Source organism: Streptomyces sp. MK37H (assembly GCF_018035285.1).
GTDB lineage: Bacteria > Actinomycetota > Actinomycetes > Streptomycetales > Streptomycetaceae > Streptomyces > Streptomyces endocoffeicus.
Genome location: NZ_JAAAYH010000163.1, coordinates 1 through 18,031, shown reverse-complemented (window position 1 = coordinate 18,031; position 18,031 = coordinate 1). Strand labels below are relative to the sequence as shown.

At 70.5% G+C, this 18,031-nt stretch carries 17 protein-coding genes; 11 read left to right on the top strand and 6 right to left on the bottom strand.

Translation table 11 applies throughout. The features are described from left to right. A partial coding sequence (pdxA, locus tag GWI24_RS22685; RefSeq protein WP_210947755.1) for a 4-hydroxythreonine-4-phosphate dehydrogenase PdxA occupies nt 1-968 on the top strand: 968 nt, incomplete at its 5' end. 156 nt (nt 969-1,124) lie between these two features. On the opposite strand, the gene GWI24_RS22680 is transcribed toward pdxA, so the two are convergent. Continuing rightward, the gene (locus tag GWI24_RS22680; RefSeq protein ID WP_210947754.1) at nt 1,125-1,862 is read right to left on the bottom strand and encodes an SDR family oxidoreductase; all 738 of its coding nucleotides are present in this window, start codon (nt 1,860-1,862) and stop codon (nt 1,125-1,127) included. A gap of 141 nt (nt 1,863-2,003) precedes the next feature. Between GWI24_RS22680 and GWI24_RS22675 the strand changes: the two genes are divergently transcribed. After that, nucleotides 2,004-2,576, top strand: coding sequence for a TetR/AcrR family transcriptional regulator (locus GWI24_RS22675; RefSeq protein ID WP_210947753.1), 573 nt, complete (start codon nt 2,004-2,006; stop codon nt 2,574-2,576). A gap of 212 nt (nt 2,577-2,788) precedes the next feature. On the opposite strand, the gene GWI24_RS22670 is transcribed toward GWI24_RS22675, so the two are convergent. After that, on the bottom strand, nt 2,789-5,140 hold the full coding sequence (locus GWI24_RS22670) for a collagenase (RefSeq protein ID WP_210947752.1): 2,352 nt from the start codon (nt 5,138-5,140) through the stop codon (nt 2,789-2,791). 199 nt (nt 5,141-5,339) lie between these two features. Between GWI24_RS22670 and GWI24_RS22665 the strand changes: the two genes are divergently transcribed. Further along, entirely contained in the window at nt 5,340-6,713 is a 1,374-nt protein-coding gene (locus GWI24_RS22665) for an aminopeptidase P family protein (protein WP_210947751.1), read from the top strand. Nucleotides 6,714-6,827: 114 nt separating this feature from the next. Next, nucleotides 6,828-7,514, top strand: a complete 687-nt coding sequence (locus GWI24_RS22660; protein ID WP_210947750.1) for a GntR family transcriptional regulator — start codon at nt 6,828-6,830, stop codon at nt 7,512-7,514. 132 nt (nt 7,515-7,646) lie between these two features. Here the strand turns inward: GWI24_RS22660 and GWI24_RS22655 are convergent, their stop codons facing one another. Next, nucleotides 7,647-9,272: a DHA2 family efflux MFS transporter permease subunit gene (locus GWI24_RS22655; protein WP_210947749.1), complete on the bottom strand. Its 1,626-nt coding sequence runs from the start codon at nt 9,270-9,272 to the stop codon at nt 7,647-7,649. A 333-nt stretch (nt 9,273-9,605) separates the two neighbouring features. Then, nucleotides 9,606-10,529 (bottom strand): SDR family oxidoreductase, encoded by a 924-nt coding sequence (locus GWI24_RS22650; RefSeq protein ID WP_210947748.1) that lies wholly within the window; start codon nt 10,527-10,529, stop codon nt 9,606-9,608. An 88-nt stretch (nt 10,530-10,617) separates the two neighbouring features. On the opposite strand from GWI24_RS22650, the gene GWI24_RS22645 reads away from it, so the two are divergent. The 3 genes from GWI24_RS22645 (at nt 10,618) to GWI24_RS22635 (ending at nt 12,341) form a co-directional block, all read left to right on the top strand. Further along, nucleotides 10,618-11,184, top strand: a complete 567-nt coding sequence (locus tag GWI24_RS22645; RefSeq protein WP_210947747.1) for a TetR/AcrR family transcriptional regulator — start codon at nt 10,618-10,620, stop codon at nt 11,182-11,184. Between the two features lie 22 nt (nt 11,185-11,206). Then, nucleotides 11,207-11,860, top strand: coding sequence for a hypothetical protein (locus GWI24_RS22640; RefSeq protein WP_210947746.1), 654 nt, complete (start codon nt 11,207-11,209; stop codon nt 11,858-11,860). A gap of 142 nt (nt 11,861-12,002) precedes the next feature. Next, entirely contained in the window at nt 12,003-12,341 is a 339-nt protein-coding gene (locus GWI24_RS22635; RefSeq protein WP_210947745.1) for a thioesterase II family protein, read from the top strand. Between the two features lie 92 nt (nt 12,342-12,433). On the opposite strand, the gene GWI24_RS22630 is transcribed toward GWI24_RS22635, so the two are convergent. Continuing rightward, nucleotides 12,434-13,351, bottom strand: coding sequence for a LysR family transcriptional regulator (locus GWI24_RS22630; protein ID WP_210947744.1), 918 nt, complete (start codon nt 13,349-13,351; stop codon nt 12,434-12,436). A 139-nt stretch (nt 13,352-13,490) separates the two neighbouring features. On the opposite strand from GWI24_RS22630, the gene GWI24_RS22625 reads away from it, so the two are divergent. From GWI24_RS22625 to GWI24_RS22615, 4 genes are all read left to right on the top strand, one after another. Next, nucleotides 13,491-14,870 (top strand): helix-turn-helix domain-containing protein, encoded by a 1,380-nt coding sequence (locus GWI24_RS22625; RefSeq protein WP_210947743.1) that lies wholly within the window; start codon nt 13,491-13,493, stop codon nt 14,868-14,870. A gap of 172 nt (nt 14,871-15,042) precedes the next feature. Then, nucleotides 15,043-15,252, top strand: coding sequence for a flavin reductase family protein (locus GWI24_RS46315; RefSeq protein ID WP_281790397.1), 210 nt, complete (start codon nt 15,043-15,045; stop codon nt 15,250-15,252). Further along, nucleotides 15,249-15,536, top strand: a complete 288-nt coding sequence (locus GWI24_RS46310; RefSeq protein ID WP_308343938.1) for a flavin reductase — start codon at nt 15,249-15,251, stop codon at nt 15,534-15,536. Before GWI24_RS46315 ends, GWI24_RS46310 begins: the two co-directional genes overlap by 4 nt. A 39-nt stretch (nt 15,537-15,575) precedes the next feature. Then, nucleotides 15,576-16,790 carry an acyl-CoA dehydrogenase family protein gene (locus GWI24_RS22615; RefSeq protein WP_210947756.1) on the top strand — a complete coding sequence of 405 codons (1,215 nt, stop codon included), beginning with the start codon at nt 15,576-15,578 and terminating at the stop codon, nt 16,788-16,790. Between the two features lie 97 nt (nt 16,791-16,887). Here the strand turns inward: GWI24_RS22615 and GWI24_RS22610 are convergent. Further along, nucleotides 16,888-18,031 (bottom strand): DUF3500 domain-containing protein (locus GWI24_RS22610; RefSeq protein WP_210947742.1); only part of this gene is annotated, 1,144 nt, incomplete at its 5' end.

The window sequence follows — 18,031 nt, the reverse complement described above, 5'->3', positions numbered from 1 at the left end:
CCGGTATCGGCCCCGAGGTCGTCGTCGCGGCCCTGCTCGACGACGCCGTCCTGACCCGCTGCCGCCCCGTCGTCATCGGTGACGCGCGGCGGTTGCGCGAGGCCGCCCGCGTCCTCGGCCTGGACTGCGAGATCGCCGCCGTCGACCACCCGCGCGACGCGGAGTTCACACCCGGCCGCGTCAACGTGGTCGACCTCGGACTGCTCCCCGCCGATCTGCCCTGGGGCGAGCTGTCGACGGTCGCGGGGGGCGCCGCGTACGCGTACATCGAGCGCGCCGCCGAGCTCGCCGTGGCGGGCGAGGTGCACGCCATCTGCACCGCCCCTCTCAACAAGGAGGCCCTGCACGCCGCGGGCCACCTCTACCCCGGCCACACCGAACTCCTCGCCCATCTCACCGGGACCGAGGAGGTCTCGATGATGCTCTCCACCGAGAAGGTGAAGGTCATCCACGTCACCACGCATATCGGCCTGATTGACGCCGTCCACCGCATCGAGCCCGGCCTCGTCGAGCGCACCGTGCGCCGCGGCCACGAGGCGATGGTCCGCGCCGGCACCCCGAACCCCGTCATCGGTGTCTGCGGTATCAACCCGCACGCGGGCGAGAACGGCCTGTTCGGCTACGGCGAGGAGGACGAGAAGATCGTCCCGGCCCTGGAGAAGCTGCGCGCCGACGGCGTCGACGCCCGGGGTCCGCTCCCCGCCGACACCGCCTTCTTCCTCGCCGCACGCGGCGACTACGACCTGATCGTGGCGATGTACCACGATCAGGGCCACGGCCCGGTCAAGGTCCTGGGCATCGAGGCGGGTGTCAACCTCACCGTCGGCCTGCCCGTCATCCGCACCTCCGTCGACCACGGCACCGCCTTCGACATCGCCGGAACGGGCACGGCGGAGGCGGGCAGCATGGTCGAGGCGCTGCGCCAGGCCGCCGAGATGGCCACGGTGCCCGTCACCCCGGCGGCCTGAACCACCGCCTCCGGCAGAGGGCTCGGGTCAGCGGGCGACCGGTGACCGGAGCCGGTCGGTGTGCCGCTCGGACCCTGAACTCCGCGTAGTGGTCGAGGTTCTCGTGAAGGCAGCTTGAGCCGACCGCTCCGGAGACGTGGTTGTCTCCCCCGGTTGTCAGGCTTGCACGGTGGGCCGGACGACGACCTCGCTGATGTCGATGCCGACGGGCTGCTCGATCGCGTAACCGATCGCGGACGCGATGGCGGAGGGCGGGATGGCCATCTCGTCGCGCTGCCGGGCTGCCGCCGCCGCTGCCTCGGGACTCGCCCCCTTGCCCACGCCCTCGGTGTTGGTGAATCCGGGTGAGACGAGGGTGACGCGCAGATGGGGTCCCGACTCCTGCCGCAGTCCCTCGGTCAGCACCTTCACCGCCGTCTTGGTGGCCGCGTAGACGGCCTGCGGGGGTTTCACGACGTAGGCCGCGGTGGAGGCGATGTTGACGAACTGGCCGGAGTTCTGCCGCCGGAAGACGGGAAGTGCCGCACCGATACCGTTCAGCAGACCGGTGATGTGCGTCGCGACCATCGTGTCCCAGTCGTCCTGGCGCAGCTCGTCAAACGGTGACACCGCCATCGTGCCGGCGTTGGAGACCAGCACATCGAGCCGGCCGAACCGGTCGACCGCCATGTCCGTCAGGCGCTTGAGGTCCTCGCGGCGCGTCACGTCGATGACGGTCCCGACGGCCGAGCCGCCCTGCGCCGTGATCTGGTCCACCACCGTGTGCAACCGGTCCTCCCGTCGGGCCCCGAGTACGAGCCGGGCGCCCTTCTCGGCGAGGTAGGTCGCCGTCGCCGCCCCGATGCCGCTGCTGGCACCCGTGATCGCTACGACCTTGCCTTCGATACCTGACATGGCCAACGTCCTCCAAAGGGGATATGCGCAGATCAGACCATGACCTACAGTGGAAATGGGGGCTCCCCCACTTACGCTCAGGCCTGGGCGCGCCTCCGCTTAGCAAGGTGAAGGGGACCGGAGAGGAAACGGCAACCACTGATGGCCGACAGTGCACAACGCCCGTTGCGAGCTGACGCGCGGCGCAACAGAGACAAGATCCTCGCGGCCGCGGTGCGCGTGTTCGCCGAGGAGGGGCTGGACGCGCACCTGGAGCGCATCGCCAAGGAGGCGGGCGTGGGCAGCGCGACGCTGTACCGAAACTTCGCCACCCGTGAGGCTCTGATCGAGGCGGTCTACCGCAACGAGGTGGCTCAGCTGTGCGACGCCGTCCCCGATCTGCTCAACGAGAAGCCACCCTACGAAGCCCTGCGCGCTTGGACACGCCTCTTCCTGGACTACGTCACCGCGAAATTCGGCATGGCCGACGCCTTGCGGGCCATCGCCGCCGCGGGAAGCAACCCCTATGGCCACAGCCGGGACATGATCCAGGCTGCCATCACCACCCTGATGGACGCGTGTACGGCCGCCGGGACGATTCGCACCGACATCAGCCCCACCGACATGGGTGCCGCCCTCGAAGGCATCGCCCTCACCTCACCCGAGCCCGAACACCGCGAACGGGCAGAACGCCTGCTCGACCTCACCCTGGACGGCCTGAAAGCCCGTTCGTGACGGTGCCCCCATTGAGGGGCTTCCGGCCGGTGCCGCCGCCTACCGCTGCGCCGACGTGGTCCTGCGCCGGCGCAATCTCGCCGAGTGGGACACCGAGTGGGCCGAGACCGCGCCACGCTGGACCACGTCCCCCTGAGCCACGGCCGACAGCGGCCGCGCCCCCGACTCAGGAAGCAATGAGCCAGGAGCGCGGCCTCGCTGCTGGTGACACGTCAGCCGCGGAGGGGACCCTCGCAGGTGTAGTCCGATGTGCCCGCGCGCTGGTTGGACCAGATGTCCACCTCGCCGAACCAGCAGTTCATGTCGGTCAAGTTGTTGTCGCCGCCCGCGGCCCGGTCGAGGATGAAGTAGTCGACCGTCTCGGACATGTCCTCGAAGACCGCGTCCGTGTCGCCGGCATCGGTCAGGTTCGCGGTGATCCGGCCCGTGCAGACGAATCGGGGACGCTCCGGCGCGCCGGTGGCACGGCAGCTCGGGTCGGACGCGGTCATCGCGGTGAAGGAGGAGCGAATCTGGTCGGCCGAGGTGTCACGGAGCTCGCCCAGGGGCGTGTAGGTGGTGTGGGGCACGTACGAGTCGCCGACGTGGGCGATCTGCTGATCGAGGAAGCGGTCGTACGCGCTCTGCAGCCCCGCGTCCCCGCCGAGCCGGTCGCGCCAGACGCCGAAGGCCGCCGGATCGTCGGAGCGCAGGTCGCGGTACATCTCCCGCAAGAGGGAGGGGTGTTCGAGCCACAGGAACTCGAAGAACGTGCCCGCGTAGTCGTAGAAGCGGAAGCCGTCGCCGTCGTACGTCGCGTGCAGGAGCTGGTTCACGGTCATGCGCGGTCCGCCGCCGGCCGTGTCGTCGATGATCCCCTGAACCAGGGACTTGCGGACCCGGATGCCGTCGTCGCGGGTGGCGCCGTCGAAGAACTCGGCGGTGCCCTCGTCCATCGCGGTGGTCCGGTCGCCCTCGTACCAGGGTCCCTCGCCGAAGAGTCCGGGCACCGCCCAGCGACCGTTGAGGTAATGGGTGTACTCGTGGCGGAACAGCTCCTCCAGGGTCAGTGTGGAGTCCTGCGGGACGCGACGCTGGTACGTGTAGAAGGTCGCCCCCCGCTCGATGTAGACGCCGCCGTTGTTGGTGTCCATGCCGGTGAGGAGCGGGTGGAAGTTCTCGTAGTCGGCGCGGGAGCCGTACAGGACGATGTGCAGCGTGGTGTTGGTGTCGTCCGCGAGGGGCGTCTCCGTGCCGAGCACACGGTGGAACTGCGCCTTGACCTGCTTGCTCGCGTAGTAAAGCTGGTCGACGGTGTCCCGGTCGAGGGCGGTGCGGACCTGAATGCCGTCGGTGCCGTCGATGCCGTAGGCGTACGTGTACGGGAACAGACGCTTCTCGATGTCGTCCTTGCACACGTGGTACGGGGCGCAGGCTCCGAACACCCCCAGCCAGGTGGCGACCTTCGCCCAGGGTGCGCTGCTGTCCCCGAAGTTGTGGGCGGTGGTGTCCAGGAGGTTGCCGAGGCCGGAGACGATCTCGTCGCGGAGCCCTTCGATCTGGCCGAAGCGGCCGTACTCGCTGAGTGCGTCGCGTATCACCCAGGCGTTGGGCCCGTCCTTGAGGTGGGTGTAGCCGGCGAAGGAGCTGAAGGTCGCCCGGTATGAGGGGTCGGCCGTCACCGCGGCGTGGAAGGCGGCGTCCTTGTTGCCGGGATACACGCCGAGGTAGTTCACGGTGAGCGCCGCGAGGGCGGCACCGGCCCAGGAGGAGTCCTGGGCGGTATCGGGGTGCTGGGCGTCCATGGTGGCCAGAACCCGCTTGATCAGAGGCAGTTGGTGCTGACGCAGGCCGGGGGCGGAGGCCGCGTCGAGCGCTTCGCGCAAGGTCTCGGCGTTGGGGCGGGTGACGTCGAAGGTATGGGCGGCCGAGCCGAAGGCGTCGACAGCCTCGCGCATGGCGTCGACGGTCGGCGCGTCGGTGATGTCGATCTCGTCGTGTGAGAAGTCCTGGTACGCCACCGCGTGCAGGTAGGTGAACATCTCCAGCAGATGGCTGCCGTCCTTGCCGTCGTGGGAGGCGGCGAGTTGGGTGACCCGGCGGGAGACGGCCTGGACATGCTCGTCCGACATGACGGGGACGAGTCGCTGGTCCCAGGTCCACAGGATCGAGCGCAGACAGCCGTCGGCGGTGACGGCGGGGTCGGCCAGGAAGTCGGCGAACCGCTCCGGGGGCAGGCCTGTGACGCCGTCGAGCGTGCAGGGCACGGATGCCTTGCCGAGTGTGGCGTGCGGAGTGCCGGCGCGACCCCGGCTCTTCGGCTCGGGCGTTCGGGCTCCGGGGACACCGCCACCGGTGAGGCCGCCGGGGGCCGGGACCTTCCGTACCCGGCCCGGGGCCTTGGCCAGGCGGTCGACCCTGTCGAAGGGGTCGGGCGAGGCGGCCGGCCGTAACGCCGAAGCCCGCCCGGGAGCGGGGACGGCCGCGTGACCGGACGGGGTCGCCGTCACGCAGAGCGTCACCGCCGCCAGGGCGGTGAGCAGGCTTCCGCGCGTGCATCCGCGCGGTTTTCTCGATTGGAACACCGTTGGCTCCTGTGGGGGAGGTGGCAAGGGCTACGGGGCAGCGGCGCTTCAGGGCCTGAACTGCCCTGTGCGGGGCTGCGCATGAGAGCGCGTGGTGCCATGTGATGCGTAACGTAATAATGTGAAATTGCACAGGGTGCAAGGCCCTCGACGCGATGGATCGCGGAGAGCTTGTCAACGTACGGATCAAGGAGGACCGATGCACGATCCCCTGACCGGCGCACCTCGGACGGCCGGCCATGACCTGCCCGTCTCACCGGAGTTCGAGGTCTTCATGGCGGGTGACTGGGCGCCGATACCGCTGCCCGCGGACATCCGGCCGGCCGCCGCCGACTTCACCGCCGCTCGCCGCGCCCGGCTGTCCGCCCGCTTCCCGGGTGAGCGGCTGGTCATCCCCGCGGGCGAGCTGAAGGTCCGCTCGAACGACTGCGACCACCGCTTCCGGCCGTACAGCGCGTACGCCTGGCTCACCGGTCTGACCGGCGAAGAGCAGGCCGGGCATGTCCTGGTCCTGGAGCCGGACGGGCCCCACCGGCATGAGGCGGTCCTGTATGTGCGGCCCCGCTCGCCGCGCACCGATGACGGCTTCTACCGGGACCGACGCTACGGCGAGTTCTGGGTCGGCCGGCGCCCCGACCTCGACGAGACCGCGCGCATGACCGGCATCCGCTGTGCCGTCATCGGCGACCAGGCGGACCTGCCACCGGGCCGCGACGCCACGGCGGACGCCGAACTGTCCGCGGCCTTGAGCGAGTTGAGGCTGATCAAGGATGCCTGGGAAGTGGGGCAGCTCCAGCTCGCCGTGGACCACACGGCCGCCGGTTTCGAAGACGTGGTACGCGCCCTGCCGCGCGCCCTCGCCCATCCACGCGGCGAGCGCTGGATCGAGGGCGTCTTCGGCCTGCGCGCCCGCGCGGAGGGCAACGGCACCGGCTACGAGACCATCGTGGCGTCCGGTGCCCACGCCTGCGTCCTGCACTGGACACGGAACGACGGACCCCTGGACGCACGGCGGTTGCTGCTTCTGGACGCGGGCGTGGAGACGGACAGCCTCTACACCGCCGACATCACGCGCACCCTCCCGCTCTCCGGGCGGTTCTCCCCCGTGCAACGGCAGGTGTACGACCTCGTGCTCGCCGCCCAGGAGGCAGGCATCGCAGCGCTCAGGCCGGGCGCGAGCTTCCGTGACTTCCACCGGGCCGCGATGCGCGTGATCGCGGAAGGGCTCACGGAATGGGGTGTGCTCAAAAGCCCCGAGGGCGACTTCCACCGTCGCTACACCCTGTGCAGCAGCGGACACATGCTCGGGCTCGACGTCCACGACTGCGCCCAGGCACGGGCGGAAAGCTATCTGGACGGGGTGTTGGCGGAGGGTCAGGTGCTGACGGTCGAGCCCGGCCTCTACCTCCAGGCCGACGACGAGACGCTCCCCGACGAACTGCGGGGCATCGGGGTACGCATCGAGGACGACCTGGTCATCACCGCCGAAGGAGCACGGCTGATGTCAGGCGCCCTGCCGCGCACCCCGGACGCGATCGAGACATGGATGGGGGAACTGATCGAGAGTCGCTGAATCGGTAGCGGTAGCCGCATCCGCACACGGGCACCCGCGAGAACAACATGACATTGTACCCTGGTGATCCTCTCGGCCGTGAAGGCACGGGGCACGAAGGGAACACCAACCGTCATGGGCCACCTCAAGCAGCGCAACCTCATCACCACCAGGGAGCGGCTGCGCGACCAGGTGGCCCACGCCCTGCGCGCCGCGCTGATCTCCGGCGAACTGCGCCCCGGCGAGGTCTACTCGGCACCGGGCCTGGCCGAGGACTTCGGCATCTCCGCGACGCCGGTGCGCGAGGCGATGCTCGACCTGGCCCGCGAGGGCCTCGTCGAACCGGTGCGCAACAAGGGCTTCCGCGTCACCGAGGTCAACGAACGCGACCTCGACCAGTACACCGAGATCCGCGCCCTGATCGAAGTCCCCATGATCGGCCGGATCACCCGCAGCGCCGCCCGCGAGGACCTGGAAGCGCTGCGCCCGGTGGCGGAGGACATCGTGCGCGCCGCGCGCGAGCACGACCTCATCGGCTATCTGGAGGCCGACCGTCAGTTCCATCTCTCCCTGCTCGCGCTCGCCGGAAACGACCGGCTCGTCGAAACCGTCGGCGACCTGCGCAAGCGCTCACGCCTGTACGGACTGACCACACTGGACGAGCGCGACCAGCTGATCCCGTCCGCCGAAGAGCACATCGAGCTCCTCGACCTGATGGTCGCGGGTGACGTGATGGGCGCCGAGACGTGCATGGCCCGCCACCTCGGCCACGTGCGCTCGCTGTGGGCCAAGCCAAGTCGTCCCCAGCCGCGGGGCAGATGACCGAAGGCGCTCCCGCCCAGCGGGCTGGGCGGGAGCCGGGCCCCGGCGCGAACCGGCTATGGCGGCCATCGATAAAGCCGCTGAGGCGACAACGGCCGCGGCCACCGGGCCGCGGCCGTTGTCATCGCCGGGTCAGTCGTGCGGTGTGGTTCCGGCTCGCTGCCCAGGGGCGGGCATGGCCGTCGGCTTCCTGTGCGGGCTGAACAGGAAACAGCACAGGGCGGCGGCCACCAGGACCACGGCGCATGCCACGAGGGCGGTCTGCATGGCGTTGACGAAGCCGGTGGCGAACGTGTCGGCGGTGACGCGTTCGTACAGGCCGGTCGTGGCGGGGTTCAGACCGTGGGGTGGCGTGGGCGGACGGTAGTCATGTGCGGCGGCGGTGCTGTTGTCGATGAACTGGGCACGCAGATCCTCCGGTAGCCGACCGGCCCGTTTCCCGGCCTCGCCGCGCAGGGTCGAGGAGAGGCGGGCCGACAGCAGGGCGCCCAGCACGGCGGTGCCGAGGACACCGCCGATCTGCCGGGTGGTGCTGGAGACTCCGGAGGCCGCCCCGGCCAGCCGGGGATCGACGCCGTCCATGGTGGCCTGCTGCAGTGGTGCGAATGTGGCGCCGCTAGCGATCCCGATGATGGTCAAACCGGGCAGCAGGCTCCATGCGCCGCTGCTGGGGCCGACCATGGCGGCCAGCACCAGCAGGCCGACGGCCAGCAGTGTCATCCCCGTCAGCAGGATGTATTTGCCGCCGAACGTGTCCGACAGCCGCCCGGCGTACATCGAGCCGACGGCGGTGAGCACGGCGTTCGGCAGCACCACCAGGCCGGTCTCCAGCGCCGAGTACCCGCGTGCCATCTGCAGGTACAGCACCAGCACGAACATGATGCCGATCATGCCCAGTTGGAAGACGAACCCGACCCAGTTGCCGACCGCGAAATTGCGCGCGCGGAACAGGGCCAGTGGCATCAGGGGCTCGTCCCGCTGTCGGTGCTGCCGGAGGACGAACACCGCCAGCAGCGCGACACCGGCGACGATGACCGAGGTGATGCTGATCGGCCCGGTGATGCTGCCCCAGTCGTAGCGTTCTCCTTCGATCAGGCCGAACACGATGCCGCTCAGTCCGGAGGTGGCCAGCGCGACGCCGACCAGGTCGAGTCGGTGTCGGCGTTCCGAACGCATGGGCGGGGCGAACGTCAGCGCCAGCACGGCGGTGGCGATTCCGATCGGAACGTTGATGAAGAAGATCCAGCGCCAGCCGAGGTGGGCGAGCAGAAAGCCACCGAGGACCGGGCCGACGATCGGGGCGAAGCCGACGATCGCACCGAACAGGCCGAACGCCCTGCCGCGCAGCTGCGGCGGGAAGATCGTCAGGATCGACGAGATGACCTGCGGGAACAACAGCGCGCCGCCCACTCCCTGCAGCAGCCGGGCGGCCAGCAGCTGGGGCGGTGAACCGGCCAGCCCGCACAGCGCCGAGGCGATGGTGAAGGTGATGATGCCGATCACGTACAGCCGCCGGTATCCGAAGATGTCGCCCAGCCGCCCGGTGGTGATCAGCAGCACCGAGAAGAGGAGCAGATAGCCGTCGATGACCCACAGCACCTGGTCGTAGGAGGCGTCCATGCTGTGGATCAGCGTGGGGATGGCTACGTTGACGATGGATCCGTCGAGCAACGACATGAAGAAGCCGATGCACATGATGGCGAGAACCCGCCACGGACGTTGCGTGGCGGGTTGCTCGGGGGATTTGACTTCCGGCACTCCGGAGACCTCCCTGAGGGGAACCGTCTGCGGGGTGGTGACACGGACCGGGCCGCTGATGCCGGATCGGTGATATGGCCGGAACACGGCCCCGGGCAGATCCCCAGAGGCTCGGAAAGAACCAGAAGGGTCGACACACGTCGCCACCATCACAGAACACCCTTTTCCAGGATGTGATGAGTGACTTCCACCTTCCCCGTGTCATCGGGACCCGGGTGAAGCTGGTTGGCGAGGCGGAAAGCCCAACGGTGAGAAGCCGGTTCGGAGTTTAACACGCCGTATTCGGCCCGCACGCACAGGAGATGACCCGGAGCCCGTCGTGGCGGATGTGGGTCAGGCGGGGGTGGCGGGGACTCGGAAGTAATGCCCCTTGTCGAGGTCTTCGAGGAGGCCGGGGTGAGTCGGCCGCCAATCCAGCAGTTCGCGGGTCAGGGCGTTCGACGCCGGGACGTCCTGGCCGAGGAAGCCGCCGAGCCAGGTGAAGTGCTCGGCCGCGGCCTCGGGGGTCACAGGCGTAACCGGTACCTCGAGGTGACGGCCGATCGCCTCGGCGATGTCCCGGATCGGGACACCCTCCTCCGCGACGCCGTGCAGCACCGATCCCGCCGGGGCCTTTTCGACCGCCAGGCGGAACAGCCGTGCGGCATCGAGGCGGTGGACGGCCGGCCAGCGGTTGGCGCCGTCGCCGATGTGGCCGGAGACACCCCTGGCTCGGGCGATGGCGACCAGGGCCGCCATAAAGCCGTTGTCCCCGTCACCGTGGCAGGTCGGAGACAGTCGCACCACGGACGAGCGCACGCCGCGCGAGGCGAGTGCGAGCACCGCCTGGGCGGTGGCCGACCGGACCGAGGCCGGCGAACCGTCAATCGTGGGCGTGTCCCGTTCGGTCACCACACGCCCGGACGCGAGGCCGAGCACACCGGAGGCGAGGACGAAGGGGCGGTCGGTGCCGGAGAGCGCGTCGCCGAAGGTGTCGACGGCGCGGCGGTCGGCCTCGGCAGCACCCCGGAAATCGCCGCTGAAGGCGATGTCGTGCTTGAAAGCGAGGTGGATCACACCGTCCGACGCGGCAGCGGTGCTCCCCAGGACGTCGAGGTCGTCAACGGTGCCGCGGACCACTTCCACCCCGGCGGCGGTGAGGGCGGCGGCGGAGGCGTCGGAGCGGGCGAGCCCGACAACCTGGTGCCCCGAGCCGATGAGCTCGGGAACGACGGCGGAGCCGATCCAACCGGACGCACCGGTCACGAAGACGCGCATGAGAGATACCCCGAATCATCGATGTCAGTGACTGCCATCAGACCGTAGCACCCGATGTCAGTCACTGTCATCGCGGTAGGATCCGAGCATGGGTAGATGGGAGCCGGACGCGCGCGGACGCCTGGCGAAGGCGGCGTTGGAGCTCTATGGCGAGCTGGGCTACGAACAGACCACAGTGGCGGAGATCGCCAAACGGGCCGGCCTCACCGAGCGGACCTTCTTCCGGCACTACGCCGACAAGCGCGAGGTGTTGTTCGACGGATCAAGTGCGCTGCAGGAGCTGTTCGTGACCGCGGTCGCCGAGGCACCGAAGTCCGTGGCGCCGATCGACGCGATAACGGCGGGGCTCGAGGCGGTCTCCACGGTGTTCGACGGTCGCCGCGAGCACGCCCGGCAGCGACAGGCCGTCATCGTGGCGAACGCGGAACTCCAGGAGCGCGAGCTGATCAAGCTCGCCTCGATGTCAACCGCGCTCGCCGACGCCCTGCGCCGACGCGGTGTCGCGGAGCCGGCCGCGACCCTGACCGCTGAGGCGGGAATCGCCGTCTTCAAGGTCGGCTTCGAGCTCTGGCTGACGGCACCGGAGGAACGTGAGATGTCGCAGTTGATGCGGGAATCGCTGGCCGAACTCAAGGCCGTGACCGCGCGCGGCTAGGCATCGCCTAAGCTCACGCACCATGTCGTCGCCGCACACCCCCTCCCCCGCGCCGGACGCCACGGTCATACGTGTCGGCCGCCGCAGCGCCCTGACCGGACTCCCCTGCTCCATCGCCCTCATGACCATCGGTGCCGTCGGCATCTTCGGCGCCGTCCTGGTCGCCACCGGGAAGCAGAAGGGAGAGGCCACCGTCACCGGGTACGTGGGACTCGCGCTCGCGGTGGTCCTCGGTGTTCTCGGCGTCGCCCTCTTCATCCCCTTCTGGGCGAACCGCCGCAGCAGGATTCTCATCGACCACACCGGCTTCTGGCTCGACAAGGGAGGCCACCAGAAGGTCATTCCCTGGAACACCCTCGCCGGAGTCGCCCTCTACTGGAGCGAGTTCGGGCGCAACGGCAAGATCTACTCCCTGGAGCTGTACCCCACCGGCACCATCGACCGCGACGACCCGCTCCTGTGGAGCCTGGTCCGCGACGAGGAGCCGCTCCACCCGGGTCTTCCCCGCCTGCGCCACCGCATCACCCTCACCGCCCCCAACCAGCGGCCGGTGGTCGAGGCGGTCCGGAGCCGCGTACCGCACATCTGGCTCGGCGAGTCCCAGCGCGCGGCGGGCCACATCGGCCGCCCCGACATCAGGCGACACCGGCAACGCAGGCGGGACCGTACGACCTGAAGCCACCACAACGGCGTGGGACTGCTTCCGCGCGGCGGACTCCCGTCGGCGCCCAGCGCACTGCCGGATGCACCTGGCCGACATGTAGGCCCCGCGGCCTCGGCCCGATTCCCGACTGCGACCACTGGCGGACCCCGAAACCGTGTCCGGCCGGGATCCCGTACGCCCCGCCGGACCGGACCTCCACCCCGCGTTCCACGACGCCGAGTTGCGCGGGCTGCTGCTGCCGTCGCTGCGGGCGGACCTGGGCATCAGCGACCGGTACACACCCAGCTCCACCGACCTGCTGCCGATCCCCCTCACCGTGCTGCGCGGGGCCGACGACCAGTTGGTGTCCCGGCAGGACGCGGAACTCTGGGTGAAGGCCACCTCGCGGCCCACCGAACTGATCGAGCTGTCCGGCGACCACATGTACTTCTCCCTGGACCCGAAGCCGCTGCTCACCGAACTCGACGCGCTCTTCGCCCCTCCCGCCGGCTGAGCAGCGCCACGCACAGCAGCGGAGACGAGCGGCCGGACAGTGCGGGGCGCCGCTTCCAGCGGCGCCACGCACCCAGCGGTACTCCAGGTGGGTCAAGTCAGCTTGTCGTCGATGTCGAGCGAGCCGACGATCGACCGCAGGCTCGCGACGAGCGCCGCGATGGAACTGGTGCGGGCCTCGGCGCGGCTGATCGCGCAGATCCGGACACTGTCGGAGGCGTCGGCGATCCGACGGAACACAACAGCGGGCAGGGAGTTGGTCAACGCGATCGGCCCGGGGTGGACCCCCACGTGCCCGCGCGTGGCCACGTGCACGGCCAGCTCGTCGTAGCGCCCCGCCTCCTCGATGTGCGTACGGGGGATGCCGGCCCGGATGATGTCCGCCTGCAGCCGGCTCTCGAGGTAGGGGTTGTCGGCACGCGGGGTGATCAGGATCTGCCGGGTGCGGAGGTCGGTGAGCGCCACCTCGTGGCGGCTTGCCAGCGGGTCCGACGCCTGCAACACGGCCACCAGCGGGAACGCGCCGAGCACGGCACTGGCGATCCCGGGTTGCTCGGGGACCGACCAGCACAGGCCCACGTCCACCTCGCCGTCCGCCACGGCGGCGAGTTGCTCGGGGGTGTGCATGGGGACCGGACGCCAGCGGCCCCGGGCCTCGTCGTCGGCGGCGGCGCCGGGCCAGGCGTCGACCAGTCCTGGCAGGATCAGCTGCCCCAGCTCCGGGGTGTGGGCGACGACGAGGTCACGGTGCGCCGAGCGCAGGCGGGCGGCCCGGTGGGCCTGGTGCAACGCCTCGATGGGCTGCCGGATCGCGGCCGCGAACTCGGCGCCGAAGGGCGTCAGTCGCACCCGCCGGCTCGTACGCTCGACGAGTCGGCTGCCGAGGCTGCGTTCCAGGCCGGCGACGGCCCCGCTGACACTGGGTGGAGCCAGGTGCAGACGGTCGGCGGCCCGCCGGAAATGCAGTTCGTCCGCGACGGCGAGGAAGCACTCCATCTGGCGCAGGTTCACTTCCGTTCTCCCGTCACTTCATAGTGTTCGAACCACGACGAGCGGCCGGACTCTTCTACCACGTCGTTCGGTTTTGCCGAACGACGGCTTCGGTGATCCCCAGTTGATCAGCCCCTCGGGTTGGCCTGAGTATGGCAGTGTGACCAAGACCGGTCGGCCGCTGCGGCGGGCCTGGATCGCGCGGCTGGGCCCGCGGGGTGAGGTCGACCTCGACCGGGCGGCAAGCCCGCGCGCGGTCGTCGAGGACGCCGTCGCGCGCGTCGGCGCGGACCCCGTGCGCTGGGCGATCGAGCTGAATTCCGTGGTCTTGCGGCGGATCGTCGGCGAGGTGCCGGTCCTCGGCGGTAGTCCGGCCGCGGTCGAGATGCTCCGCCGGGGCAATGAAGCGACCACCCTGCGGGCGCTGTTCACTCTGGTGGAAGGCCCGGCAGCCGCCCCGCCCACCGGTGAGGCGATCCTGGAGGGCATCCGCGAGTTCGTTCACCGGGCCATACCGCTCGAGCGGGTGTTGCACGGCGTCCGGGTCGGGCACGCGGCCACGACCGAGGCGTTCCTGCGGGCCTGCGCCGAGCTGGTCGACCCGGAGGAGGCGGTCGACGAGGTCACGGCGATCTCCCGCGAGCTGTTCTCCTACGTCGACGAGCTTTCCGACACCATGATCCGCACCTACCTCGTGGAGCACGAGGTGTGGAGCACGAGCGCGGCCGCGGCACGGGCCGACCTCGTGCGTTCCCTGCTGAGCGATGCCGCGGCGACGGACGCCGGCGAGGCGTCGCGTGTCCTCGGCTACAACCTGCGGCGGACCCACGAGGCCGTGGTGGTGTGGTCGGACTCGCCGAAGGGCGGCTCCACGCTGCAGGCGGCGGCGATCGAGGTGCTACGGGCCCGTGGCGCCACCACGACGCTGGTCATACCCGTGGCCTCAGGGCGGTTGTGGGCGTGGGGAACCGTACCTCCGGACGGGACGGACGGGACGGACGGGGCGGACGGGGCGGACGGGACACACCCGACCGGTTCATGGGAGACCATCACGGAGACACTGTCCCGGCAGCGGATACGGGCGGCCTTCGGGACCCCCGGTTCCGGCGTCGCGGGCTTCCGCCGCTCTCACCGCGAGGCCGAGCGCGGCGAAAGGGTCGAGCGACTGCGGCGCGAGGCCGGACGGGCTCCGAGGCACGCGACCGCCTACGCCGACGTCGCCGCCATCGCGCTGCTGGCCACCGATCTCGACGCGGCCGGTGACTTCGTACGACGTGAACTCGGCGGGCTCGCCGCCCGCAGCGCGCCGATGGAGGCACTGCGGACCACGCTGTACCACTACATCGGCGCCGAGCGCAGCCTCGTGGATGTCGCCCGACGCCTGCACGTGGCCAGGGGGACCGTGACCTACCGCGTGAAACGGGCCCAGGAGGTGCTGGGGCACGACCTCGACGACCGCCGCTTCACCCTCCACACCGCCCTGGCACTCGCCGAGGAACTGGGGGACGCGGTGCTCCTGCCGCGCGACGTCGAGCGGTGAGCCCGATTACCGGCCGCGACCCGGCCCGGCAGACCAACGGGAGACCGGAATCCTGAGCCGGCGGACCAAGCGGCCGCCCCGGGAGCCGGAGTCTACTTCCTGATGTCGGACGCGGTGCTGCACGAGGCCGCGCATCCCGGCAGACGGATTCCAGCCCAACGGGAGGCCTGCGATGATCGACCGAGAGACCTTTACCGAGCTGATGAGCGGGGTGTGCGCCCCGGTCACCGTGGTCACGGCGACGGCCGCCGACGCGCGACCGCACGGCAGCACCGTGTCGAGCTTCGCCTCGCTCTCGCTCGACCCTCCGCTGGTGAGCTTCGCCCTTGACCGCGCCTCGGGGCTGCTGGCCCATCTCCAGCCGGGTGACCGGGGGGGGTGAACATCCTCGGCGCCCACCAGCAGGAGCTGGCGTCGAGGTTCGCCCGTCGACGCCAGGGACCGGGCTCGAAGTTCGACGGCGTCACCTGGACCGTCCGCGCCGGACTTCCCTACCTGCCCGAGTCCGCCGGCTGGACGGCGGGACGCGTCGAACGCCACGTGGACGGCGGTGACCACGTCCTGCTCGTCGTGTGCCTCGAGGAGGCCGAGTCGACCTCCGCGGCCCCGCTGATCTACGCGCGCCGGATCTTCGGCACGCACGCCCCTCTCGCCGTCGCGAGCTGACCCGTACCCCGCATGATCCCTGACACCGAAGTGACGACGATGAACATCACCATGGACGTTCCCCGCACCACCGACGCCGCGCGCGAGCTGCGGGCCGACCTCGTCGAGCGCGCCGCCACACTGCGGCCGCTGCTCTCCGCCAACGCCGATCCGACCGACCGCGAGCGCGGAGTACCCGCCGAGAACATCGACGCCCTGGCCGGGGCCGGTCTGCTCTCGCTGATGCGGCCCGCCCGTTACGGCGGTCCGCAGACCGACCACCGCACCCTGCTGGAGGTCAGCCGCGAGATCGGACGCGCCTGCGGCTCCACCGCCTGGGTGACCTCACTGCTCAACGCCAATGCGTGGTTCGTCGGGCTCTTCCCCGCCCAGGCCCAGGACGACGTCTGGGCCCACACCCCCGACGCCCGGGTCGCCGGCGTCGTGACCCCCTCGGGTACCGCGCGCGTGGTCGAGGGCGGGTACCGGGTGAGCGGGCGCTGGGCCCCCGCATCCGGGTGCGCCCACGCCGACTGGGCGGTCCTCGGGGTCACCCGGCCGGACGCCGAGGGCACGCCGGACGCCGTCGGCATCGTGCTCGCGCCGATGTCAGAGCTGACCGTCGAGGACACCTGGTTCGTGGCGGGCATGCGGGGGACCGCGTCGAACACGCTCGTCGGCGAGGACCTCTTCGTGCCCGCACACCGTTTCCACTCCGTCCCCGACGCCATCGAGGGCCGCTACGCCACCCCCTTCACCGACGAGGCGCTCTACCGGGCACCGTTCGTGCCGACCGCCGCGCTCGTGTTGACCGGGCCCCAGCTCGGGCTGGCCGCGGCCGCTGTCGAGCTCCTGGTGGAGAGGGCCCCAGGGCGAGCGTTGACCCTGACGAGCTACACCTCCCAGGCCGAGGCGCCCACCATCCAGCTCGCCGCCGCGAAGGCGGCGTCGCTCGCCGACTCCGCCCGACTGCACGCCTACCGTGCGGCCGATGACATCGACGAGGCCGCACGGGCCGGGGTGTTCCCCGATTACGACGCCCGGGCACGGATGCGGATGGACGCGGGAATGGCGGCGGTCCACGCGCGTGAGGCGGTCCGCATCGTGTGCTCGGCCCAGGGGGCTTCGAGCTTCGGCGAGTCCAACCCGTTGCAGCGCATCTGGCGCGACATCGAGACCGGGAGCCGTCACGCCGTCCTCAATCCCGAAGTGGCCGCCGAGATCTACGGGAAGTCGCTGTTCGGCATCCGGGGCACGGTGTCCGTGATGGTGTAAGACGAAGGTTGCCGACGGCCGCCGACGGCACGTCCGCGACGAGGCGGTGCCCCGGGAGCGTCCCCGCTCCCGGGGCACCGCCCCGTCGTGCGACAGGTCAGCCGACTCCATGGCCTCCGTGGTGAAGCCGGTAGTGCTGGGCGAGGAGATCACGTCCGTAGTCGTTGCCGTTGGGCGCCCGCACGATGGTGTGGACGTGGAAGCGGGCAGGCTCGGGATTGGTGAGGAAGACACCGGGATGGTTGTCGTACTCGACCAGGAGCACGGGTGAGTGGATCCGGTAGTAGAAGGCGCACTCGTCGTCGTGGCCGCCGCGCCAGGCGAACCGCGTCTCGTCGAAGTGCTCACGGACGAGCGCGAGGGTGCGTTCGGCCTGTGACGGCGGGAGGCGGTCGAGGTAGACCCGGATCAGCTCCACCAGACCGTCACGCTGGTCGGCCGGCAGGCTCGCCGCGACGATCCCCTCGGGAGGCAGGACGAGGTTGTCACTGCCCGCGCCGGCGAGATGCCGTCCGTTCCACGGTCCGGCGAGCTCGGGCGGAAGGTCCTCCGCGCGCAGCGACGACCCCATCAGGAACTCGTCCTCCCGGTCGGGGTCCAGGGTGCGGCGGAACGCCAGGGCGACCTCGGTCTCGTCGCCGAAGGCGTGGACGCCCTCGAACCGCCCCGTCCCGGTCGTCGGCTCGGCACCGAGGAACACGGGGGCGAGAACCACCTGCCCTCCGACGAAGACGCAGTGCAGGTCCACGTGATGGCCCATCAGCTGCCATCCCCACGGGGAGTCGCCCGAGGGAGTCCCGAAGACGGTGAACCAGTAGGCGAACTCCGTGAGGGTGTCGCGGTAGTCGTCGATGAGCTCGCCCAGGTTCGCGTTGAGCGCCATCACCGCTCGCACCTGGGCGTAGCCGGCCGGGCTGAGACTCGCCTCGATGACGGCGAGTGCGCGGTCGCGGTCGCTGTCGGCGAGCCGTTCCAGGCGCATGCCCTTCGGGTGCCAGGTCGGGATCGCGTTCGTCCACAACCGCCACTCCGGGGCGTCCATGGGCAGGGCCGCGACCACCCTCTGGTGGGGCGCCAGCCCGTCGAGGTAGGCCCGGGCCGCCGCGACAGCGGCGTTCGGGGAGGTTCCCGCACCGTCAAGACGGTAGAGGCCCTGGCGCGGCGTGCCGTTGTCGGTGATGCCGACGTAGGGCTCGAGATGACGGCGCAGGCCGGCGGTCAGCTCGTAGGCCGCCTCCGGG